Source organism: Methanosalsum zhilinae DSM 4017, from assembly GCF_000217995.1.
Lineage (GTDB): Archaea > Halobacteriota > Methanosarcinia > Methanosarcinales > Methanosarcinaceae > Methanosalsum > Methanosalsum zhilinae.
Map to the genome: position 1 here is coordinate 1,137,149 of NC_015676.1, position 24,060 is coordinate 1,161,208.

The 24,060-nt window shown below is 38.6% G+C and carries 19 protein-coding genes and 2 tRNA genes; 12 read left to right on the top strand and 9 right to left on the bottom strand.

Annotated features, from left to right (window positions below; translation table 11 throughout):
* Nucleotides 1-82 precede the first annotated feature (82 nt).
* Nucleotides 83-3,514, top strand: coding sequence for a DNA polymerase II large subunit (locus MZHIL_RS05285; RefSeq protein WP_013898338.1), 3,432 nt, complete (start codon nucleotides 83-85; stop codon nucleotides 3,512-3,514).
* 14 nt (nucleotides 3,515-3,528) lie between these two features.
* Here the strand turns inward: MZHIL_RS05285 and mmp10 are convergent, their stop codons facing one another.
* Complete coding sequence (mmp10, locus tag MZHIL_RS05290) at nucleotides 3,529-4,752, bottom strand: methyl coenzyme M reductase-arginine methyltransferase Mmp10 (RefSeq protein ID WP_013898339.1); 1,224 nt, start codon at nucleotides 4,750-4,752, stop codon at nucleotides 3,529-3,531.
* Between the two features lie 198 nt (nucleotides 4,753-4,950).
* Between mmp10 and MZHIL_RS05295 the strand changes: the two genes are divergently transcribed.
* The 3 genes from MZHIL_RS05295 (at nucleotide 4,951) to MZHIL_RS05305 (ending at nucleotide 6,765) form a co-directional block, all read left to right on the top strand.
* Nucleotides 4,951-5,025 (top strand) — tRNA-Gly (locus MZHIL_RS05295).
* A gap of 177 nt (nucleotides 5,026-5,202) precedes the next feature.
* Complete coding sequence (locus MZHIL_RS05300; RefSeq protein WP_013898340.1) at nucleotides 5,203-6,576, top strand: cryptochrome/photolyase family protein; 1,374 nt, start codon at nucleotides 5,203-5,205, stop codon at nucleotides 6,574-6,576.
* 104 nt (nucleotides 6,577-6,680) lie between these two features.
* Nucleotides 6,681-6,765 (top strand) — tRNA-Leu (locus MZHIL_RS05305).
* A 105-nt stretch (nucleotides 6,766-6,870) separates the two neighbouring features.
* Here MZHIL_RS05305 and MZHIL_RS05310 read toward each other — a convergent pair.
* Both MZHIL_RS05310 and MZHIL_RS05315 read right to left on the bottom strand, forming a co-directional pair.
* Entirely contained in the window at nucleotides 6,871-7,665 is a 795-nt protein-coding gene (locus MZHIL_RS05310; protein ID WP_013898341.1) for a metal-dependent hydrolase, read from the bottom strand.
* Between the two features lie 274 nt (nucleotides 7,666-7,939).
* The gene (locus MZHIL_RS05315) at nucleotides 7,940-9,163 is read right to left on the bottom strand and encodes an NAD(P)-dependent malic enzyme (protein WP_013898342.1); all 1,224 of its coding nucleotides are present in this window, start codon (nucleotides 9,161-9,163) and stop codon (nucleotides 7,940-7,942) included.
* A gap of 411 nt (nucleotides 9,164-9,574) precedes the next feature.
* Here MZHIL_RS05315 and MZHIL_RS05320 point away from each other — a divergent pair, with 411 nt between their 5' ends.
* Genes MZHIL_RS05320 through MZHIL_RS05330 form a run of 3 tightly spaced genes read left to right on the top strand, consistent with a single transcriptional unit; the run spans nucleotide 9,575 to nucleotide 13,408 of the window.
* On the top strand, nucleotides 9,575-10,972 hold the full coding sequence (locus tag MZHIL_RS05320; RefSeq protein ID WP_013898343.1) for a class II fumarate hydratase: 1,398 nt from the start codon (nucleotides 9,575-9,577) through the stop codon (nucleotides 10,970-10,972).
* Nucleotides 10,959-12,635, top strand: a complete 1,677-nt coding sequence (locus tag MZHIL_RS05325; protein ID WP_013898344.1) for an FAD-dependent oxidoreductase — start codon at nucleotides 10,959-10,961, stop codon at nucleotides 12,633-12,635. Before MZHIL_RS05320 ends, MZHIL_RS05325 begins: the two co-directional genes overlap by 14 nt.
* Entirely contained in the window at nucleotides 12,635-13,408 is a 774-nt protein-coding gene (locus tag MZHIL_RS05330; RefSeq protein WP_013898345.1) for a succinate dehydrogenase/fumarate reductase iron-sulfur subunit, read from the top strand. Before MZHIL_RS05325 ends, MZHIL_RS05330 begins: the two co-directional genes overlap by 1 nt.
* 280 nt (nucleotides 13,409-13,688) lie before the next feature.
* Here the strand turns inward: MZHIL_RS05330 and MZHIL_RS05335 are convergent, their stop codons facing one another.
* From MZHIL_RS05335 to MZHIL_RS05345, 3 genes are all read right to left on the bottom strand, one after another.
* Nucleotides 13,689-14,000, bottom strand: a complete 312-nt coding sequence (locus MZHIL_RS05335; RefSeq protein ID WP_013898346.1) for a hypothetical protein — start codon at nucleotides 13,998-14,000, stop codon at nucleotides 13,689-13,691.
* A gap of 408 nt (nucleotides 14,001-14,408) precedes the next feature.
* Nucleotides 14,409-15,116 (bottom strand): tetratricopeptide repeat protein, encoded by a 708-nt coding sequence (locus MZHIL_RS05340; protein WP_048815496.1) that lies wholly within the window; start codon nucleotides 15,114-15,116, stop codon nucleotides 14,409-14,411.
* Nucleotides 15,117-15,391: 275 nt separating this feature from the next.
* Nucleotides 15,392-15,718, bottom strand: a complete 327-nt coding sequence (locus MZHIL_RS05345; protein WP_013898348.1) for a DUF4870 domain-containing protein — start codon at nucleotides 15,716-15,718, stop codon at nucleotides 15,392-15,394.
* Nucleotides 15,719-16,139: 421 nt separating this feature from the next.
* Here MZHIL_RS05345 and MZHIL_RS05350 point away from each other — a divergent pair, with 421 nt between their 5' ends.
* From MZHIL_RS05350 to MZHIL_RS05360, 3 genes are all read left to right on the top strand, one after another.
* Nucleotides 16,140-16,961 (top strand): hypothetical protein, encoded by an 822-nt coding sequence (locus MZHIL_RS05350; RefSeq protein WP_013898349.1) that lies wholly within the window; start codon nucleotides 16,140-16,142, stop codon nucleotides 16,959-16,961.
* A gap of 220 nt (nucleotides 16,962-17,181) precedes the next feature.
* Nucleotides 17,182-17,895, top strand: a complete 714-nt coding sequence (locus tag MZHIL_RS05355; RefSeq protein WP_013898350.1) for a flavodoxin family protein — start codon at nucleotides 17,182-17,184, stop codon at nucleotides 17,893-17,895.
* A gap of 432 nt (nucleotides 17,896-18,327) precedes the next feature.
* Complete coding sequence (locus tag MZHIL_RS05360) at nucleotides 18,328-19,695, top strand: NAD-dependent succinate-semialdehyde dehydrogenase (protein WP_013898351.1); 1,368 nt, start codon at nucleotides 18,328-18,330, stop codon at nucleotides 19,693-19,695.
* A 109-nt stretch (nucleotides 19,696-19,804) separates the two neighbouring features.
* Here MZHIL_RS05360 and MZHIL_RS05365 read toward each other — a convergent pair whose 3' ends face one another.
* Nucleotides 19,805-20,491, bottom strand: a complete 687-nt coding sequence (locus MZHIL_RS05365; protein WP_013898352.1) for a flavodoxin family protein — start codon at nucleotides 20,489-20,491, stop codon at nucleotides 19,805-19,807.
* A 211-nt stretch (nucleotides 20,492-20,702) separates the two neighbouring features.
* On the opposite strand from MZHIL_RS05365, the gene MZHIL_RS05370 reads away from it, so the two are divergent.
* Together MZHIL_RS05370 and MZHIL_RS05375 are read left to right on the top strand one after the other, a co-directional pair.
* Entirely contained in the window at nucleotides 20,703-21,059 is a 357-nt protein-coding gene (locus MZHIL_RS05370; protein ID WP_013898353.1) for a hypothetical protein, read from the top strand.
* 103 nt (nucleotides 21,060-21,162) lie between these two features.
* Nucleotides 21,163-21,756, top strand: a complete 594-nt coding sequence (locus tag MZHIL_RS05375) for a hypothetical protein (RefSeq protein WP_013898354.1) — start codon at nucleotides 21,163-21,165, stop codon at nucleotides 21,754-21,756.
* Between the two features lie 41 nt (nucleotides 21,757-21,797).
* On the opposite strand, the gene MZHIL_RS10530 is transcribed toward MZHIL_RS05375, so the two are convergent.
* Nucleotides 21,798-21,923 (bottom strand): C2H2-type zinc finger protein, encoded by a 126-nt coding sequence (locus tag MZHIL_RS10530; RefSeq protein WP_013898355.1) that lies wholly within the window; start codon nucleotides 21,921-21,923, stop codon nucleotides 21,798-21,800.
* Between the two features lie 31 nt (nucleotides 21,924-21,954).
* Nucleotides 21,955-23,931, bottom strand: a complete 1,977-nt coding sequence (locus MZHIL_RS05380; RefSeq protein ID WP_013898356.1) for a glycoside hydrolase family 15 protein — start codon at nucleotides 23,929-23,931, stop codon at nucleotides 21,955-21,957.
* Between the last annotated feature and the right edge of the window lie 129 nt (nucleotides 23,932-24,060).

Sequence of the window (24,060 nt, forward strand, 5' to 3'; positions counted from 1 at the left end):
AGCAGAAAATCATATATTTACATTTCCTGACTTACAATTGAAATATTTTTCCAGTACATCAATCTTTAAGGAGCAATATATAATGGGCAAAAAAGTTGTGGGTGAGCTAACGGATACTTATTTTAACTGGCTTGAATCAAAGGTAAAAAGAGAAATTGAAGTTGCAAACCGTGCCCGCTCTAATGGCAAGGATCCAAAGCCACATGTAGAGATCCCTCTGGCCAAGGATCTTGCAGATCGTGTTGAAAACCTTATTGGTGTACCTGGTGTTGCAGACAGGATCCGTCAGCTGGAAGAGACGATGTCCAGGGAAGAAGCTGCCCTTGCCATTGGAAAAGAAATTGCTGAAAACAGGATAACAACCTTTGATTCAAGGGTTGAAGCCGTTGAGAATGCTATCAGAGTCTCTGTTGCAATGCTGACTGAAGGAGTTGTTGCCGCGCCCATTGAAGGTATTGACAGAGTTGACATAAAGAAAAACGACGATGGATCTGAATATATCAGTATATATTATGCAGGTCCTATAAGAAGTGCAGGCGGTACTGCCCAGGCACTTTCAGTTCTGGTTGGGGATTATGTGAGACGGGGTATAAATATTGATAAATACAAGCCCCGAAAAGAAGAAGTTGAAAGGTATATTGAAGAAATCATAATTTACAAAAATGTTGCAAGTCTTCAATACATGCCCTCAGAAGATGAAATGAGACTAATAGTTGAAAATTGTCCGATATGTATTGACGGAGAACCCACAGAACAGGCTGAAGTAGAAGGTTACAGGGAACTTGAAAGAATACCTACAAACCGTGTACGTGGAGGAATGGCTCTTGTTCTTGCAGAGGGTCTGGCACTGAAAGCTCCGAAAGTGCAGAAACATGTCAAAAAGCTCAATATTGATGAATGGGAATGGCTGGATACTTTAATTTCAGGTACAGGTAGTGGAAAGAGTGATAGTACCAGTAATGATTCAAAAATAAAACCAAGTGAAAAATATCTTCGAGATCTTATAGCCGGAAGACCAGTCCTATCCTATCCTTCAAGACCTGGGGGATTCAGACTGCGATATGGTCGATCAAGAAACACATCTTTTGCTGCAATCGGGATCAATCCTGCCAGCATGGTACTGATGGATGAATTCATTGTTACAGGTACCCAGCTGAAAACTGAGCGCCCAGGTAAAGCAGCAGGTGTGGCTCCTGTAGATACAATCGAAGGGCCCACTGTGAGACTTAAGTCAGGGGACTTTTTGAGAGTAGATGATGAAAAAGGTGCACGTGCCATACAGTCACAGGTGGATTGTATCGTGGATATTGGTGAGATTCTAATAAATTATGGAGACTTTCTTGAAAATAATCATCCACTTGTTCCATCTTCGTTCTGTTTTGAATGGTGGGTTCAGGAATGCAGGGAGATGTGCCCTGAAAATATTATCTCTGAAGAAGAGTTGATCGATCCGGATCAGAGTACTGTGCTTCAACTGTCAAATACTCATAATGTTCCTCTTCATCCAAAATTCACATACCTATGGCATGATATTGAAATTGAAGAGCTTGGAATACTGGCCACATTTATCTCAGAAAATGGTAGGCTGGATGCCGAGCAACAGGAACTGGTATTGCCCAGGAATGATAATTCCCTTAAAATTAAGGCAATACTTGAAAAATTACTGGTACTCCATAAAGTACATGGTTCCACAATTGTGATCAAAGAGCCCCTTCCATTGATATATTCTCTAGGACTTGATGATAACCTGAAACTCAAATGGGAACTGTCAATTCTGGAAAGTATCAATGAAACATTATCTGTTGTTAACTTAATAAGCGGAATGAAAATATTTGCCCGTGCCCCGTTTCGTATTGGGGCCAGAATGGGCAGACCGGAGAAATCCAATCGAAGAAAAATGTCTCCGGCTCCACATGTACTGTTCCCTATTGCAGAATTTGGAGGAAATAAAAGAGATCTGAATGCAGCCTCATGTTTTACAGAATCCATGAACAGCAAGGTAGGGGAGATTGCTGTTGAGGTTGGAAATCGAGTATGTCCTGCCTGTTCAATGGAAACACATGAGTGCAGATGTGAGTGTGGAGAATTTACTGTCCCCAGACTGTACTGCCAGCGATGCAAAATATCTGTGAATGTAGATAAATGCCCAAGGTGTGGAAGTTATGCCACATCCACTGATGCTAGAAATATTGATTTTAAATCTATATATATGAAAGCTTTTGAAAACCTGGGAGAGAGAAACTGTCTCGATTCATTCAAAGGTGTCAAGAAACTTATGTCTAAACATATGACACCAGAGTCCCTTGAAAAAGGAATACTGCGTGCCAAATATGACCTCTTCACCTTCAAGGATGGGACCATTCGCTATGATATGTCAGATATTCCTCTGACACATATAAGGCCATCAGAAATTGGAGTATCTGTTGAGAAAATGCAGGAAATGGGATATTCCGAAGACATCCATGAAAAACCACTGGTAAATGAAAATCAGGTATTGCAGCTTAAAGTGCAGGACCTGGTAATATCATATGATGCAGCAGAATATCTTCTAAGAACTACCAGATATATTGATGAACTGCTCACAAAGCATTATAAGTGCGAACCATATTACCAGGCTAATTCGATAGAGGATCTTGTAGGTTCAATGATGATTGGCCTGGCTCCTCATACATCTGCAGGTGTTCTTGGAAGGCTTATCGGGTTTACAAAAGCAGCTGTCGGCTTTGCTCATCCATATTTCCATGCTGCTAAAAGGAGAAACTGTGATGGAGATGAAGACTGCGTAATGCTGCTTATGGATGGATTGCTGAATTTTTCCTATGAATACCTTCCAAACAAGCGTGGTGGTAAAATGGATGCTCCACTTGTACTTACTACCCGAATTGATCCAAATGAGGTTGATAAAGAGGCACACAATATCGATGTCTGTGAAAGGTATCCGTTAGAATTCTACAGGGCAACTGAAAAATATCTAAACCCTAAAGATCTGGAAGAAATCATGGATATCGTAAGCAACCGCCTTGGTACAACGCAGCAGTATGAAAATTTTATGTATACACATGATACCTCTGATATTGCAGGCGGGCCTGTTAGAAGTGCCTACAAGACACTTGGTACGATGATTGAAAAGATCAATGCACAGCTTACACTTGCAGATAAGATCAGAGCTGTGGATGCATCAGATGTTGCTGAAAGAGTACTTGTGTCCCACTTTCTACCGGACATGTATGGAAACCTGAGAGCTTTTTCCAGACAGGGTACACGCTGTGTTAAATGCGGTGCCAAATTCAGAAGACCTCCACTTACTGGGAAATGTACAAGATGCGGGGGAAAGGTGATCCTCACGGTGCATGAAGGTTCAGTTAAAAAATATCTTGATATATCCCTTAAGGTCTCGGAAAAATATAATGTGTCCAGTTATACCAGACAGCGACTTGAACTTATAGGTCTGGATATCAAGTCATTATTTGAAAATGATCAATCAAAGCAGATGGGTCTATCAGATTTTATGTAATTTAGGTACCTCTATTATGTACCTATAGCATTGATTTGCTCGATGAGTTCAGTAAGTTGTTCAATTTCAAACTCAAGAACCTCATCCAGGCTCATACTGATCGACATCTCACCATCATAAGTAAGGGTATCCGGTCCTCTTCTAACCAGTCGATCTACACCATCACTGCAGAGAACTTCTTTTACTTCAGGATCATGAACAAAGGAGCGACCAGGAATTATAACAGTTTCTCTGATCTGAGATAGATCAATATTTTTGAAATCATCAATCGTAATCAGACAGCCAATATCTTTTGGCACTGGAACAACATTCACAGAACCTCCAAGACTCTCAAATATCTGATTCAGGCGCGGAGCACCTACACATCCACTTATAACAGTGGCCTCTTTAGTTACAGCCGGCAACCTTGCAAGAGCATCAGCATTATTTCTTATTGCAAAGGGCGATCCTGTGACCGGATCTTCGAGCGGTGTTGCAGAAATTCTAATGCTATGTTTTTCATTGCATTCATGCACAAGATCAATAAATTCATTAATGGTATGTGGATAAATTCCGGGAAGCAGGGGTGAATTACCAAGTATAAGGCCCTGTTCAGATGAGTTGGCAAAACGCATCAGTATAGCTCCCTTTGCACCCATATCTTCCAGATCATTTAGAGTATTTTCAAGAACCACTCCATCATTTACACCCGGTATTACAACAATTGCAGCATAAACATCGCAATTACTGCAAAATTCACGCAGTGCTCTGAGTGAAACATCTGGGTATTGATCATTCATATATTCTTTCCGAATATCAGGATCTGTAGAAAAAACGGTATAAGATACTTCCTTAACCCCGTTTTCAAGGAGAATCCCGGCTTCATCTCCCCTGGTAAAACCTTTTCCACTTGTGTATCCCAGATGTATTGGTGCATTATAATTTGATAGATGATTTACCAGTTCAATCAGGCCAGGATAACAACTTACATCGCCTCCTCCACTTATTGTGATCTTATCAATGTTATCAGGACCAAAGTGAGCCTTCTGGTTGACCTGCTGAATCACATATTGGGGATGGTTGAATCCAGAGTATGATTCCCTGACACTTCTTGTACAATAATCACAGCCCTTTTGGAATGGGAAACAGTTCTTACAGCCAAAAGGAGAGACATCCTTTACATTCTTAAAATAGCAGTATTTACAAAAACCCTGACAGTCAATACCAGGACTTCCTCCAATATCAGCAACGATCTCCATGTGCCTGAAAGTTGTTACTGCCTCTATATAAGTGTTTATGCAGAGAAGTCGGTGGCTGGGTGTATTGATGCTTCGAATGAAAATATTTCATTTCGAGTACATGTATAATTGAGGCTATTGAAAATAGATATTTAAGAAAAATCATCATTTTTAGCGAAAATGTTATATTCCAGAAATACTACTATGTGTTACAAAAGTGCGTTGATGGTCTAGTGGCTATGACTGGGGCCTTCCAAGCCCTAAACCCGGGTTCGAATCCCGGTCGACGCACCATTTAATTCTAATAACAACTTTTCTGATCTCATATTTTGATCTGGGTTTTTATCTGATCTATGAATTGATATCTGACACTTTAAGCATCAATCATACTGACTATTATAAATTCTGTTGCTTATCATGTGCACACAAAACCCATTGCTTAATAGTATAGATGTCACAATAAATTAATTCATGAGATCAGATTATTATATATCATTATTCATTTTTCGAAGAGACCTTCGCATTGATGATAATACTGCATTGATCAATGCTCTTGAACAGTCAGATGCAGTAATTCCCTGCTTTATTTTTGATCCGGCACAGATAAAGAACAATGAATACTTCAGCAAAAGTGCTTTTCAGTTTATGATAGAATCACTCAGGGATCTGAAACAGCAGTTCGATAAGAGAAATTCACATTTATACCTATTTTACGGAGATAGTACAGATGTTATCCGTAACCTGAAGCATGAAGTTGATCCTGAAGCAGTGTTTTTGAATAAGGATTACACACCATTCAGCAAAAAGCGTGATTCAGCCATAAAACAGATATCCACCGAATATGGCATGGATTTTATAGATTTCCATGATCTGCTTTTGACCAGTCCTGATGAAATAAGTACAGATCAGGGAAAGCCCTATTCTGTGTACACTCCATTCTTCAGGAAAGCCTCAAAGGTCGCAGTTCATATTCCTGAAGCCGTTCATCAAAATAATTATTACACTTCGGGTCTGAGTACTGATAAAGATGATCTACTCCCCAAAATGGAGCATGAATACGGATTTCATTCTTCTGTGGGAGGTGGCAGGGATAATGCACTGGCGATACTTGCAGATCTGTCAAAATTTGCAGATTATGAAATGGATAGGAATTATCCCTCCAAGGAGACAACCCGCTTATCAGCACACAATAAGTTTGGAACTGTTTCAATAAGGGAAGTATATCATTCTATTGCATCAGAACTTGGACCTGATCACCCTCTTATTGGCCAGCTGTACTGGCGGGATTTTTTTACACATGCTGCCTATCATAATTCTTTTGTTTTTGGAAAGTCCCTCAGGGAAAAATTTGAGAATATAGAATGGAGTTCAGATAACGAGGCACTCAGTCGCTGGTGTGCTGGAAATACAGGCTTTCCCATCATTGATGCAGGTATGCGCCAGCTCAATATTACCGGATATATGCACAACAGGATAAGAATGATTACTGCCTCATTTCTGGTAAAAGACCTTCATATTGACTGGAAATGGGGTGAAAAATATTTTGCCCAGAAACTTGTTGATTATGACCCCTGCGTGAATAACGGAAACTGGCAATGGGCTGCATCCACAGGATATGATTCACAGCCATATTTTAGAATGTTTAATCCATGGAGCCAGCAGAAAAAGTATGATCCAGAATGCATCTATATCAAAGAATGGGTTCAGGAACTGAATGAACTTGACCCTGTCAGCATACACAATCTGGAAACCAGAAGACCGCCGGAAAAAATTAACTACCCATTGCCTATGGTCGACCACAGTAAAGAGAGACAAATAACCCTTGAGATGTACAGATCACTATAGCCAGACAACATTGCATATCACAGTATAATAAAAACAATATTCGCAATATTAATATATCAGAGCCATGTTTTATCACTGAGCCTTCAAAACAACCTATTCAAACAGCGGGGGTTGCCCAGCCAGGTCAAAGGCGCAGGGCTTAGGACCCTGTCTCGTAGGAGTTCGTGCGTTCGAATCGCACCCCCCGCATTATTTTTCGGGGTAATAGGTATCTTAAAAAAAGTTCAAATAATCGACAATGAGAATTTAACTTAAGTGCTGTCAACTTAAAGTTTTAGTTCACATTAACCAATATTATTTGGTTAAATTTCTCGTAGCTTTCCTAAAATTATTAATTTTATTCCTATCTTGATACCAAAAATCATAATCAGTTCTTGATGCTATAATAATAAATATCCACACTAAACCAACAAAAAGAAAAATAAATGGATATAATGTCCATTGGTTGAAATCTATTACATCAAAGGAGAATCCAAAAACCAATAAAATTGTATTTATCCACAAAACTTGCTGATAAACCATTGGTCTAATGTCTTTTTTTCCTTTTATTTTAGAAAAAGTATAGATTTTCCCATTTAACAACTTTGTGCCAAAAGGAAACTTCCAATTGATTCCTGTAACAGTACATGAATCTTCCAACAAGTGTAAAAATTGACCAAACAATAATCCTATGAATATGAGTAAAACCATAATTAAGTTTATACCCTGAAAGATAAAGAAACCAAAAAGAGCAGATATTAGAGTTAATATCAAAGAACTTAGGAATATTCCTATCGGAGCATGCATAATCCCTCTATGCCTATTGTTTACTTCATGCTCTAAATTTAGATCATACTTTAAACTGAGACTTCTAAAAGCGAAAATAACGGCTTTTTGTAAAGGGAGCATGATATCATAGATCAGTTTGAAGTCATAATATAATTTAGGTTTACCTCCACAATCAGCATCGGGTGTTAATGAGCCAATAGTTACTGCAATCAATAAAGTAATGTAGTAAATTGGGTATTCAACATTGCCTGAAAATATTAGCGGGATTATAAAAGGAATAATTGTTGCCACAGATATAGAAACATGCTCTTTTCCCAACATTGTTCAAATGTTTGCAATAATGTATATAAATATTTTTATTTAATTTTAATATTTTTTGTCTCTGTAGAATTCTTTCCTTTTTTATAGCTGATTACTTAACTTTTCTAATTTATTTTCCAGAAACTTCTCAATCCATTCTCCTGCAAAACTAAGATTTGATGAACAACTAATAAACGTCTAAACAATCCTTTTCTTAGATGGTGAGATCTTTGTTTCAGGAACTTCTTGACAGGCAGATGTTTGCTGAATACAGGGATGCGGTCCTTTAATCCCATCATTTTTTACGTGCAACACCACTCTTAATAGCCGCATCTGCAACAGCCTTTGACACACCAGGTACAACTCTTTTGTCAAGGGGATTAGGTATTATGTAATCTTCTTTGATACCATCATCTTCCACAATTGCTGCAAGGGCATTAGCGGCTGCAAGCTCCATCTCCAGGTTGATCTGGGTGGCTCTGGTTTCCAGTGCACCTTTGAAGATACCCGGAAATCCCAAACAATTGTTAATCTGGTTGGGACAATCAGATCTTCCGGTCGCCACTACACGCGCGCCTGCTTCAAAAGCTTTATGTGGCATGATTTCAGGTATGGGATTTGCCATTGCAAAGATAATAGCGTCATTGTTCATGGAAGCGACCATATTTTCTGTAACTATTTCGGGAACAGATACACCTATAAATACGTCAGATCCGGATACGGCTTCAGCAAGACTCCCTTTTATTTCTTCCGGATTTGAAAATTCGGCGATTTCTTTCTTTTTAGGATTCATCCCTTCTGTACGTTTTCTGCTGATAATTCCATTTCTGTCACAAACAAGCAGGTTTTCAGGCCTCACTCCTGTATGAATGAGTTTTTTAGCAATGGCCATGCCGGCAGCACCGGCACCAGATATAACTACCTTAATCTCGTTGATTTTTTTGCCGGTAAGTTTTAGTGAATTCAACAGACCTGCTATTGTAACAATCGCAGTTCCATGTTGGTCGTCATGCATTACAGGTATTGACAATTCCTTTTTTAGCCGCTCTTCAATCTCAAAGCAGCGAGGTGCACTTATGTCTTCAAGGTTAATTCCTCCGAAAACCGGAGCAATGTTTTTGACAGTTTTAATAATTTCTTCGGTGTCCTGGGTATCAAGACATATCGGGAATGCATTGATTCCTGCAAGTTCCTTGAATATGATTGCTTTACCTTCCATCACAGGTAAACCTGCAGCTGCACCGATATTTCCCAGTCCGAGAATGGCCGATCCGTCTGTTATGATTGCGACGGTGTTCTCTTTCAGTGTATATCTATATACATCATCACTGCTTTTAGCGATCCGTTTGCAGGGCTCGGCAACACCGGGAGTATAGACAATGCTTAAGTCCCGGGTATTTTCCAGATGGACTTTGCTTGCCACTTCAAGAACACCATGATGCTTTCCATATAATTGAAGAGACTCTTTGCCCAGTAAGTCATCGGTTTCCATGCATGATTTTACTGTCAAATGTTTCAATTTTTACTCCCCTTTGTTCTGGTTAACTCCCCAATTTACAATTGTGAAGGTTATCTATTTATAATCTCCTTATCTGCTTATAGTCCCATGACTGGGGATTTTATCCAAACACCGAAGTAAGGTATCATTCACGCTAATATTGATGCTATAAATACACTGATTTTAAGGCAAAAAAGATGAAATCGTAGAAATTGACGTTAAATAGTTAAGACTGTCAAATGAGTTTTCCTGACAAAAAACGAAAATTTGGGTTTCAAAGAGAAAACGGTATTTTCATTAAGGAGTGGATACTGTCAAAACAGGGATACACTTATTGCTGAAGATATTTTCTTTTTATAAAGGAGTTTTGAAATTGCCGGTTTGAAATGACTAAAAGCCGGTGTATAAATACCCGTTACAGGTGGTGCAATAGTGAGGGTTGAAAAAGACACACAAGGGGAGGTTGTGGTGCCAGATGATGTTTATTATGGTCCACAAACAACCCGTGCTGTTAAAAATTTCAGGGTAAGTGGACAAAGGTTGCCTCCCGCTTTTATTAGGGCACAGGCTGCTATCAAAATGGCATCTGCAAAAGCCAACATGAAAGCCGGCAAGCTTGACTATATGCTTGGCGAGGCAATCTACAAAGCCGCTCAGGAGGTGCGGGATGGGAGACTTGATGACAATTTTGTACTAGATGCTTTCCAGTCAGGAGCTGGCACTTCCCAGAATATGAATGCCAACGAGGTTATTGCCAACAGGGCTCTTGAGATACTGGGTTACCATAAGGGTCGCTACGATGTTATCCATCCCAATGACCATGTTAATATGTCCCAGTCCTCCAATGATACAACTCATACAGCAATCCATATTGCTGCCACGGAAACAATAACAAATGAACTCCTGCCTGTGCTTAATAGTTTGCAGGATGAACTTGATACAAAGGTCAAAAAGTACATGCAGGTAGTAAAACCTGGCAGAACCCACCTGCAGGATGCAGTGCCCGTTACTGTTGGTCAGGAATTCAGTGGCTATTCAAGGATGCTGGAGTTGGGAATAATGCAATTGGAAAGTGCATTGGAGGATTTGAAGGAGCTTAATATGGGTGGTACGGCCACAGGAACTGGTCTCAATAAACCAGAAGGATTCAGTGAAGCTGCTATTCAGGAAATGAATCACATAACAGGCGTTGATTTCAGACTAACAGAAAACACCTTTGAAGCTACTCAAGGAGCAGGTGCTATTTTGTTCGTATCATCGGCTTTAAAGGGTATCTCTGTGAGCCTGATTAAACTTGCAAATGATCTAAGGCTCTTATCCAGCGGTCCACGCACAGGTTTTGGTGAAATCGTGCTACCTACAGTACAGCCAGGCTCATCTATCATGCCTGGGAAGGTCAATCCAGTGATGGCTGAGATGTTGAATATGGTATGTTTCCAGGTGATAGGCAATGACACTGCCATAATGATGGCGGCACAGGGAGGACAATGTGAATTAAACGTATTTACACCCGTGCTTGCCTTTAATATTCTCAATTCGATAACAATTCTGAAAGGGGGAATTTATTCTTTCAATGAACGTTGTCTCAAAGGTTTAACTGTCAATGTGGATCACTGTTCAAAACTGGCAGAATCCAGTCTTGCACTGGGAACTTCACTGGCACCTAAAATCGGGTATGAAAAAGCTGCGGAAATAATCTACGAGGCACACAGAACAAATAGTACCATACGTGAAGTGGTAGAAAGAAAGGAACTGGGTCTTTCAAATGATGAAATTGAGGAATTATTGAATCCACTTAATATGACGGGAGAAGGACATGATAGAACATGATATTATAGTGATTGGAGGAGGTTTATCTGGCCTCAGGGCAGCTCTTGAGTGCAAAAAACATGGTGCTGACGTGGCAGTAATCTCTAAGGTTCCACCCATTCGTAGCCATTCCGTAGCTGCACAGGGAGGGATAAATGCATCCATAGGTCATGATGATAGCTGGTATAGTCATGCCTATGATACAGTAAAAGGGAGTGATTACCTTGCAGATCAGGACACTGTCGAAATCCTGTGCAAGGAAGCCCCGGAGAGGGTTTATGAAATGGAAAATTGGGGGACATTGTTCTCTCGTACTGATGACGGGAAAATAGCCCAGCGACCATTCGGAGGTGCTGGTTTTCCCAGAACATGTTATGCCGGGGACAGGACGGGGCACAACTTGTTGCATACCCTGTACGAACAGGTATTAAGGACCAGGGTCAGGATTTACAATGAGTGGATGGTGACCCGTCTTGCCACAGATGATAATAGGTGTACTGGCTTTGTGGCACTCAATCTGCTTGATTCTGAACTGGAAGCTTTCAGGGCCAAGGCAGTTATACTCGCAACCGGTGGTTACGGACGTATATATCAGCGTTCTACAAATTCTGTTATCAATACGGGTTTTGGAATAAGTCTGGCCTATCGCGCCGGAGTTCCTATTCAGGACATGGAATTTGTACAATTCCATCCGACTACCTTGTGGGGAACTAATATCTTGATTACTGAAGGTGTAAGAGGAGAAGGAGGCTACCTCTACAACAAGGAACATGAGAGATTCATGGATAAATATGCACCTCAATCCATGGAACTGGCCCCCCGAGATGTCGTTGCACGTTCTATCCAGACCGAGATAGATGAAGGACGGGGATTTGCTGGAGGATATGTGCAGCTTGATATAACTCATTTGGGGAAGGAATTGATCAATGAGCGGCTGAGCGGAATCCGTCAGATATGTATTGATTTTGCTGGACTTGATCCCATCAAGGAACCTATACCCGTACAGCCAGGACATCATTATTCCATGGGTGGCATCTCTTCCAACAAAGATGGATTGACTCCCATGGAAGGATTGTATGCAATTGGGGAATGCGCTTGTATCAGTGTGCATGGAGCAAACCGTCTAGGAGGCAATTCATTGCTTGATACAATTGTATTTGGAAAAAGAGCAGGGAAACATGCGGCTAATGCTGTGAAAAACATTGCTATGCCTTCTGAAGATAGTCTCAATGAGGATCTTGTGGAAGAAAAATCCAACATTGATTCTATGATGGGTGACGGTGGAGAAAGTTTTGCCGATATAAAGGATGAATTGAGACAGACCATGCAGAAATATGTGGGTGTTTATCGTAACCGTGGAGATCTTGAAAACGGGCTTGCAAATGTGAAGTCCCTGGAAAACCGGGGTGATGATATCCGCGTGAAAAACAGGATCAAGACATTCAATATGGAATTGATGAATGTACTGGAAGTAAAAGGAATGCTGGATATTGCCCGGGTTATAACTGAAGGTGCACTGGTGCGAGAGGAAAGTCGGGGTGCACATTACAGGACTGATTTCCTGGAAAGGGATGACAAAAATTGGCTCAAACACACCCTTGCTTATCTGAAGGATGGTGAGCCCAAATTGGAATACAAAGATGTGACTATTACCCAGTTTCAACCAAAGAGGAGGCAATACTGATGGTTGACCTGAAAATTAAGCGTCAGGATGAAAGTGGGGAATGGTACGATACTTTTGAGATTAAGGAAACATCGGGAATGACGGTACTTGAGTCCCTCTTTTATGTGCAGGAACACATAGATGGCAGTCTTTGTTTCAGGTATGCCTGCCGGGGTGCTGTATGTGGCAGCTGTGCCATGCTTATCAACAAGGTTCCCCGGCTTGCCTGCAGGACGCAGGTGGATCTTGCTAAAAAAGAAAATACCAGAGAAGGTTCAGGAGACATTTTTGTAGCAGGCCAGAAATCAGAATCCGAAGAAAAAAATGAAGAAATCCTAATTGAGCCTTTACCCAATCTGGAGGTAATTCGTGATCTTATTGTGGATATGGACACCTTCTACAATCTGGTTGATTCTATCAAGCCGTGGATAAGTTCACCTGAAAAGCATCCTGAAGGTGGTAACCTGATGGATTCTGATTTGCGGGAAAAGATTGAGAAGTATACCAACTGTATCCTGTGTGCCTGCTGTCACGGTGCGTGCCCGGTTGCTGCCAGGGATGAAACATACCTCAGCCCGGCAACTCTTGCAAAGGCCTGGCGTATTCATCTAGATCCACGTGAGGATAATCCCAGCCGACAGGAAAGACTGGATTTTGTTGATTCAGAGTCCGGTGTTTGGGGCTGTGACCTTGTCTATAAATGTGTGGCAGTCTGTCCGAAAAAAGTTCCTCCTACACCGGGCATTAAAGCACTCAGAGAGGAAATCGAAAAGAACAAAGGAAAATTAAAGTGAAGGGATAATTCAATCCCTTCTTTTTGCTATCCATAACATAAACATCAGACCAATTACTGCAACAATTACTTCAAAGCCGGTTGTTCGACAGACTCTTCTTTTTCGGTCACAGAATCGAGAAATTTCCGATGAACCCCTCCTAGCCAGACTAAGTAAAGATGATTTAGATTAACCCTCTTTTTAAAGTATCGGATAAATCCAAGTTGTTTACTCTTCCCACTTTAGAACTTCCCAATGATAAATGAAAAATCATTCTGACTATTTACTATAATCATTTTAGTTACTTATCATTTTTAGAATTTAATTTTTCTTTCTCTATGTATTCTTCAGCTACACGTGACCCGAAGTAGAATACAATAATAAGCCCTACCACATAAGTGAAATGCCCTATGATGGTTTTAGTTAACTCTGTATCTGTAATAACATCATCCATTAATGTAAGTATAGATAAAATTGTTAAATAAACAACAATAAAAGATGCAGTTATGGCTTTTCTCATTTCTCCTTTATCGATTCTCTTGCTTTCAGATAAAGTATTAGCTATCATTAATGTACCCAGGAAGGTTATTAGTCCCACAGAAGCAACGACCATTCCAAGATAGTCCGGCCAGATCACCCCTGAAAAGAGCAAAATTACATTTAATGCCGCAATAAAAATAGCCCAGCCTCTTGGCCTGAGAATCTGTGATAGGAGCTCGCCCGATGTAATAATCCCAACCTTCCAGTTAAAGTAATCTACATTTAATGCATACTTATTTTGTAGGTAATGAAACTCAAGACTTAACTAATTTGAAGCTTTAAAAAGAAATATAACTTTGGAATTTTATTTACTGATTACTATTACTGATCTAATATGTATCTACATTTTTTAGAACATTTAAGACTATTTTAACTCATGATCCTCAATTATACATTGAGAGGACAAACTCTAAAAAATAGAATTTTCATTGCCTACTACCTAAATGGAGTAGACAAAACTATGAAAAATTTAATTTTTGCGTTATTTATTCAGTAGATAATCACGGAAGTCCACTGCATCCTCAGCCTGGGGATTGATCTCAATCGCTTTATTGAAGTAATTCAATGCACTTTCCTCATCGTTTAAATGATAATATGAGGAACCAATATAGTAATAATTTTCATATGTATTTGAATTAAAATCATCATGTTTATTTGAGTTTAAATCAATCGCTTTTTCCAGAGACCTGATAGCGTCTTCATAATTTCCAATTTCATGTAACGAGTAGCCAAGATAGCTCCAGATAGATGGATCATCTGGATCTTCTATTAATACATTTTCAAATAAATTGATAGCATCTTCATAACTTCCTGTACCGAATAAAGCAGTCCCATATACAGAATATGCGTGATATTTTCTGGTTTCAAGATCTTCATAGCCAAGTTCAAGTCCTTTTTCATAATTCAATGCAGCTTCTGAGTACATACCCAAAGCATAGTAAGCCGATCCTCTATAAGCCCAAACCTCTGGATGCTCTGTTGAATCAATAGAAATCGCTTCATTATACTTATTTATAGCATCCTGATATTGGCCATTTTGCAGATACATGTTTCCCTGTTCAAAATAATACCAGAATTCATTATCCTGATCTCCTTCATTCAATGGTTCAGAATTATCGGATCCGATACATCCACCCAAAAAAACAATTAATAAAATAAGAAATGTATACACAAATATTTTAGATCTCATCCTTTCAACAATCTCCATTTTTTAAATTTAAAAATATAAAACTATTTTATATATATACGTATCGTTTAGTTCTAGGAGTCTTTCATTTAGCAAAGACCAACCTGGCAACCATAAGTAAAACAGTTAAATAACAAATAGCAATGGTAAGCTCAATTAAATGTCAGATAAAATGAAAATAGAAAGGATATATCCTTTCCCTGAAAGTAGAACACTTCAAACGTGATCAGCAATAAATCATATATCCCGTCACATTAGCCAGAGATATTTTTGAAGGTTCATACATTAAGTTTATCTGCAAATTCTGATATTACAGGCAATCGGATCAAGTTGCCGGTGTAAGCCATATACATGAGATAAATCCACAATACTAAGCTAACGAGTCCTATTAAAGTAGATATTAATCCACCTATAACTGGAATCATTGAAAGTATTATATTCAATATGAAAAGGCCGCCAAATAAAACGGTGGATTGTGCTGCATTGAATCTTACAGATTCATTTTCCTTCTCTATCAAAAGAAAAATTATGCCGGTTATAAACCCTAAAAGATATGTCAGAACGCCAGCTATATTTTCACTAAGTCCAGTACTTGTTTCACTCATTTTAACCCATCCTTTTTTCAATGTATTGTGATTTCAATCTAAGATATTTAATATACACAAAATTTTACATTTGTGTTTTCACTAATTTTCGCTAATATTGCAAAATCTTTTTTTAAAGTAGTCTTTTGTATACTCCAGAATGCTAAAATTTTTCACATAAACATTCTGTGAAGAATCTTAGTTTCTAATCTAAGATCTGTATTTATTTCTATATATATGTGTCTGCCAGAATAATTAAATCCTCATATTCCTACTTCTGTAAGACTCTTTTTTGTATTCTCAAGCAGGATCTGTATTTCTGCTATAAAATATGGGGAACGTATTTTTACCTGCAGAATAGTGATGCAAAAAATTAAATTTTGTTCATCTTTATTGTGATCAAGGAATATACTTATTTCACGTCAAGAACATAATTGTAACTATGGATATTAACATCAGAACTATACTGGCAGGTATAGGTGGACTTACAGGTATTGGAGCTGTAATATCATTTCTGCAAACTGATTTATTTAGTTCACCACTTACAACAACCATTGCGTTGATAGCTGTTGGTACTCTTATTCTTGCAATTACATATCGTACAGCAGACAGAGCAATCAAAAATGTAGGAGTGGTTTTATGTTCATTTTCAGTAATTGCTTCTCTATTGTATGGTGTTACCTCCCTGACTACTGGCGCTCTTATGATCACTCTTACACTGGCCATATTATCAGCTGGATTTCTCTTTGCAGCATATATCTCGCAGACAGATCGAAATATACTAACTCAACGTAATCTAACAGTGCTTTCAATAATATTCATGAGTTTATTCGTATTGACAGCCACTGTGGATGCTTTGATGGGGGAGCCGGTATATGAACTTGAACTTAAAGACACTATAACAGAAGTAGAACCTACAAATATTCGAAGCACATATATTGTAGGGACTGTTACAATTACTAACCCTTCTTATCTTCCCCTGCATGCTGAAAGACAATCTTATCAGGCATGTTTAACAGGATTGGATCTGGGTGATATAGAAGATGCAGAACAAATTAAAGAAGCTCTGCGAGATATTACATTACGCTCTGAGCCGGTTCCAGATCCGATTTTCACTTCAGCAGAAGCTGATCTAATTTTTGTTCCAGGTTTTGCGGTTCGTTTAGAAGAAGCTGGCATATCTATTACAGATATTCCCATAGTAGGAAGTACTCAGTGTCCGCAAGCAACACAAGAGCCACAACTTACTATTATCATCCCCTGATTTAATAATGAATATCCATTATTTTTTACTGAAACACCAATAAAGTTTCGTACCAGATAAGTTTCAGCCACAATACTATAATAATTTCAATAGCTGGTATAAAAACACAAATGAAGATAATTGTAGAAAATGATATTAAGTAGTTACAGTGATAATTGATGAATAATCAGATTTTTTTAACCTTTAAAGCAGGACTAATCTCAAAAGAGGAATATGGATAATGAAAATAACTATTTTTAATGGAAGTCCCAGGGGAAGAAAAAGTAATAGTAACGTTATAGCAGAATCTCTGCTGGAAGGAGCAGAACTTGCAGGGGCTCAGACTGAACAGGTATTCCTGATCGAGAAAGACATAAAACAATGCCTTGGTTGTTTTAGTTGCTGGGAAAAAACTCCAGGGTCCTGTATCCTGAATGATGATATGAAAGAATTGATCAATCTTTATCTGGAATCGGATTATGTCGGAATGGCAACACCCGTCTATAATATGTATATGACAGGTTTGCTAAAGAATTTTACAGATAGATTTTTACCGCTGGTAACGCCACACCTTCAAAGAAAAGAAGATGGCAGTTTCTATCATGAAGGCAGAGTTAAGCATTTCCCCCGCCAGTTTTTTATTGCAAATTCCGGATTTCCAGGCGAGCATAATTTTGATGTGCTCAAAAAATTCTTTGAAAATCAAAATCTTGTGCTTGAAATTTATCGTGATTGCGGGGAAGCACTACAGGCTACAGTCGAAAATCCTTCACTTATCGAAAAGATCAATCAATACCGAGAGCACTTAAAAAAAGCTGGTTCAGAGATAGTACAAAATGGTCAGGTGTGTGGTGAGACTAAAGATCAAATTCACTCAAAACTGATCCGCGATGAGGAGTATATGGAAGAAGCTAACCGACAGTGGAATGAAATGCTTGAAGAAACTGACTGTTAGTAACGTATTTAAAGGAATATCTATAAACAAAAGTTAATCCTTTAAAAAGGGACAAGCTGAAATACAATTCCAGCTTGTCACCGAATTCAACCCAGACCCCATCCGCTCACTTCTATATCTAAGTTTTCTCTTTAAACATATAACTATAGACTGGATTACATATAAAACTTTTGTTAACACTGATAATTGATGATGTACTGATTTACTCATTACAAGATTCTCGATTAGCGAATGTATGATCTCAATAAAATAACGTACTATTGATAATTCCATTTAGCTGTTACGATTAACTTTGATTTTAGCATAATTGAGTTATGAATATTACTTTTGGCATGTTAATCAATAATTTTAAATCGACTGCATATCATAATTGATTAGTGAAAAATACATTATAACATCATGATTTTAGATGATTTCAGGGGGAGTGGCTAGATGAAGAAAATAAAATCTATAAATCCTGCAACCGGAGAATTAAATGAAGAATTTGACCATTATTCCAGCCAGGCTGTCAGCGAGAAACTGAAAATTTCAAGAAAGGCGTTCAGTGACTGGAAAAATGAATCCATAGATCAAAGATGTTCCTCAATTCAAGAGGTAGCTAAAGTTTTGAGAGGCAATAAAAAGGAACTTGCTGAGATCATTACAAACGAAATGGGAAAACCAATAAAAGAATCAATTGCTGAAATCGAAAAATGTGCATGGACATGCGATTATTTTTCAAAAAACGTCGAGAATTTCCTTGAGCCGGAATTTGTGGAATCGGATGCAAAAAGTTCCTGTTATGTTTTTGAACCTGCAGGTGTTGTCCTGAGCATAATGCCATGGAACTTCCCCTTCTGGCAGGCATTGAGATTTGGAATACCTGCACTGGCAGGAGGAAATACAGTATTGCTAAAACATGCAAGCAGTGTACCTATGTGCGCCCTGGAGATAGAGAAAATTTTCATAAAAGCAGGCCTTCCGGAAGGTACCTATCAGACAATCCTTGTTAATGGGGAAACAGCATCGTCATTGATCGCAAAAAATGAGATCAATGCAGTTTCTTTTACAGGAAGCAGACCGGCTGGAGAAAAGGTTGCACAAGCTGCAGGAGGCAGCATAAAAAAGTTCATTCTTGAACTTGGTGGTAGTGATCCCTTTATTGTAATGGATGATGCAGATATCCCGGAAGCAGCAAAAGCAGCTGTTACTGGTCGATTCCAGAACTGCGGCCAGAGCTGTATCGCAGCCAAGCGCCTGTTAATCAATGAAAATGTTATGGATGATTTTACAGAACTTTTCCTGAAAAATATTGATGACATGAAAATAGGCGATCCAATGGATTCAGATACCGATATTGGACCAATGTCAAGTGAAAAACAGAGGCAGATCCTGGATAAACAGGTAACTGAGAGTCTTAGAAAGGGAGCTAATGTTTTGCTGGAAGGAGGTATGACAGATGAAGATGGCTTCTTTTACCTCCCTACAGTACTCAATAAAATCAACAGAGAAGCTCCTGTTGTTACTGAAGAGACATTCGGACCTGTAGCTCCGATTATAACCTTCAAAGACGATAATGAAGCCATAAAAATTGCCAACAATACCGAGTTTGGGCTGGGAGCCAGTATTTGGAGTAGAGATCAGAATAGAAGCATGCGGGTAGCAAAACAGGTAGAAGCTGGTGTTATTGCCATCAACAGCATAGTGTCATCTGATCCAAGACTTCCCTTTGGAGGCATGAAAAAAAGCGGTGTTGGCAGGGAACTGTCTCGTATTGGAATGCTGGAATTTATGGAAGTAAAATCAATGAAAATATATTGAAGAATAAAAAATAACTGTTCTGTACAATAAATACAGGAGTTGTACAGGATTCAAGTATTATCCAATAACTCCCTTTCATTATTGATGGGTATCTAATACTGCACTGCATTTAGCTATCGATGTCACCAGCTCTTTCCTGATATCTTAGCTTTTTAGCGATATTTCGACCCATCTCTTTTGCAGCTTCTACAGCTTGAGGCTGTTCTTCAAAATCATTGATTCCCACGGATTCAACTGTAGCCTCTGGACCAAATATCATGGAAAGGCCACTCGTCTCACAATCATCCCCATAACCGCATCTTACACATGGAACATTGCCCTGGACTTTCACTCCGCCAGCAGGTTCCATCCCTTCTTCCATCATATAATAATATATAGAATTCAAGCCACAATCTCCTGCAGGCGGGAGCATCTCTGATCCATCAGGTATCGCATGTGTGACTATGGCCCCTCCCGGTTTACCGCGCATGAATCCGTACTTGTGGCGAAGTGGATAGAGCCTTTCAATAAAAGCCTTGGTACGCGAATCCAGTGAAGAGTATGGGGTATAGCCTGCAATTATTAAAGCATCTGCATTCTTTGCCTTTTCAGTCAGTTCTATTCCATCATCTTTGATTACACAGACATTCGTATCCACACACCTCAGGCATGCAAGGCATGGAGCAACCTTATAATCTCTTAGGCTAATCATTTCATAATCCAGACCTGTTGCCTCCAGAGCCGTTTTTAGAGCACGATCTGTATTGCTGTTCTTTAGAGGGGACCCTGAAACTCCCATAATTTTTTTTGAAGACACATTTACCACCATTAATGAGATGAAAATATAGCAATATATAGTTAATTATTATAACATAATGTAAAAATTTGAATCAAAAACAAACTTACAAAGGTAGTTATTGGAATTGTTTCTTAAAAAATTAGCAATTACAAAATAGGAACTTATATATATTATTTAGTCAGATTTTTAAATACTATTCGTTATTATATTAATTTTAAGGAGAGACAAAATGATATTTAGTGCAATTATATATCTCATTATTCTATTTGCTGTGATAGTGGGTATGTTTTTATATACCGGGGAACTCTCTACAGCTCTTGGAGTAGCAGCAATATTTGTTATTGTATGGATTGCCGGAGTCTATTATCAACGCAAACTCAAAAACGAAGAGTGGATTGGCCAAATTGTTGATATTAAGAACGAAGATAACTATGATGATGAAGGACATGTTGTCGGTACTCACACATATGCTCATTTAAGGCTAAGTAATGGTAAGAAGAAAAAATTAGTCTCCCAGAACGGCTGGCAAATTGGAGATACCATTCAAAAAGTAAAAGGAGAGACGTTTTACAGGAAAATAGATTAATATCTATCAGATAAAATAGCAGATTAGAATTTTAATTGTCAAAGTAACTGAAGTTTGTTAATATTCACAAACTTTACTTTATTATAGTAAAAACTAACATCCAATGTCAAAGACCGATGAAAGTATCTTTGAGTGGACTGAAAAAGTGCCACTGTCAGATTCAATTGTACTAAAACAGCTATTTTTAATAATCCTGATAGCTGTAACATTCACATTTATAGTAGTTTTAGTGATTGAACGAGGTGCTTTTGGAGAACTATTACTTATCTTCTCTGGAATCCTTATCTTTTTATTCTTGTTCTTACTGTTTGTTGTCTATTTCCTCAATTTTATATTAAAAGGCGGCTTTGAAACTGAATTCAGGATCGGTGGAAAAGGAATATCTACTCAATCGGGAACTGCTTCTAAAAGAGTTAACAATATGACCATATTAGGCGGAATATTTGGTTTTTTATCCGGATCAAAATCTGCTGGTGCTACAGCTACAGGTGCAGGTCTAATAAGCAAAACCCGCGAATCTGAAATGATCAGATGGTCTGAGATCAGAAAGATCAGTGTCTACAGCAATAAAAAAATGATCATGGTTCATAGAAAATCTTTTTTTGGTCCAATACTGGTAGTCTGTACAGAGCACAACTTTTCAGATGTATTGCAGTACATTAAATCCAAACAGCAATATGAGATCTATTACAATTGAAATGGCGTTCAATTAGCCAGCTATGTAAATCAATCAATCAATCAATGTCTGTGCTCTTTTGCCATATGTTTTTCATATTCTTCCTTTGTAGGGAACGTCATTTTGCACACTTCACACTCAAATTCACCATGGTTTTTATTTTTTTTAGAAAGGCTTTCTTCACTCATTTAATATCACGTCCATATTTTTATTGTTGCTTTACTTCAATGATAATAACTGTCTTTTTTCAATATATTTTGTAACGGTATCCACAAATTCTGCATGGCTCCATGTAAGTGGAGCCACTGACAGGGATTCATATGTGAAGGGATGAACCTGCTCCGGCATAATACCTGTTTCAAGGGAACAATTCACAACCCAGTTAATAAGTTCAAGTGGCTTTTCAAGTTCATCTCCACTTTTAGCTTTTGCAATATACCATTTTGCAAGCCAGAGAGTACATATGATCCATGGATTGCCGGGGTATTGATCGCTCTGCCGGTGATAATTGTCATTTTCATAGCGTGCTATGCCACCGTTTGTACCCACTCGGAGTTTATTCTCCACTCGTCTCATCGTATTTTCGACTCTTATATCATCAGCCGGAAGGACACCAAAATCAAATATTGCATACACACTGCTATCTACAGTCCTGTCAACAACCTTCTGATCAAGATCACCACATCTAAAATTGATACCCCTGAAAAATACCTCATTATCACGATCAAATAGTTCATCAACTATGGACCTTTTCAGTTCCTGGTAAGTAGTCCTGCACAATGAACAAACTTCTTCATCATCGAGAAGGTCACCCAGCTTCTCGCCGGCTATAAGGCCTGCATAAACTGCAGCGCAGGTAAAAGTAAAAATACCTCTTCTCTCCTCCCATAGATCATAACTTTCACGAGGCATTTCGTTTGGGTAGCGATAACTATTGAGAAAAAAAGCTGCCTTTTTTATCAATGGTTCATAAAGTTCTATTATAAATTCCCTATCACCTGTGTTTTCATAATATTTCCAGAGAGCATAAAGTACCAGTGCAGTTTCATCTTCCTGTACCGGGAGTGAAGGTCTTCCAAATTCCACCCACGGATGCCAGCTGCTTCCAAGAGTCCCGTCTGGATTGTACTTATGAAGCATGCAGCCTGCCCACCATAGCACATCTTTACAAAATGTAAAAAATGGGCGGCCAAACTCTGGAAAGCCTGCATTTATCATGCCAGCTGCCGTAAGTGCTCCATCTCTTGCCCACATATAACTATATGTATCCCTGTTATATTGAAGATTATCAGAATCATTTGCTGCAATTATAGCTCCTTCTCTGTCAGTCTGTGTTTTGATCACAAAAAGAGATCTTCTGTACATCTCAGCTATCCGGGTATCAATGCCTGACAGATCCACTGATACATTACTTATCCATAGTTTGTTATTCCTTTCCGTTTCTTCAATAATTGTCTCAGGTCCATTTTCTATCACTTGATCATTTAGCTTATATATCTCCTGAAAATTTTTTCCTGCAGTTATGTAATAGTATACAACTTTCTCTGATCTGCCGGGTATTTCTATATGTAATCCTATAGTAGAATCAACAGTACCCTGAGCTACAGGATTTTTGGACAGAATTCCATCCTCAGCGTCTTTAAATGTCCCTTCAAAAAATTCTCCTTCAGCCTGTCCAACAGAAAAATCATCAATATCAGTGGTCATCTTTTCAGTTATATTTGATTTCAGCGCACCTATCAGAAAATATCTTGAATTTTTGTAATGAACTATAACATTATGATCCATCTGATAAATTGCAGTATCACCAATTCCTGTTCCATAAATATGAAAATCCTGATTGAAAAAAAGCCGTATATTCCTTGTGTAAGAATGAAGATTCCTGATAGTTATCTTTCTTAAAAAGATATTCATGTCACCATGCACACATTCATCCAGAAGTAACTCTATACCTATTCTGTGGTTAATGGCCTGGTTATCTGAAATAAGAGTATCCTTTCGATATCCATGACTTCTTTCCCACTCCGACTCATTGATCCAGGATATATTTCCGTCAGCATATACCCCTATTCTCTGAGCATGCCCTGACAGGTGATTCTCCTGCCCAACCTGAGGAAAATAGATATCCCTTACCTGTAGCCACCGATCTATATTTATCAGTAATGATTGATTGCCAAGAACTATATGCCGGGTCATGTTCAACCTCCACTGGAATAGTCCAGGAATTTTATGTTACCTTTTCATGATTTTAAAATCTGCACCTATATTTGTTAGAAGCTTTGCAGGAGTGATCATGATTTCATGAACAATTATAAATTACCTTCA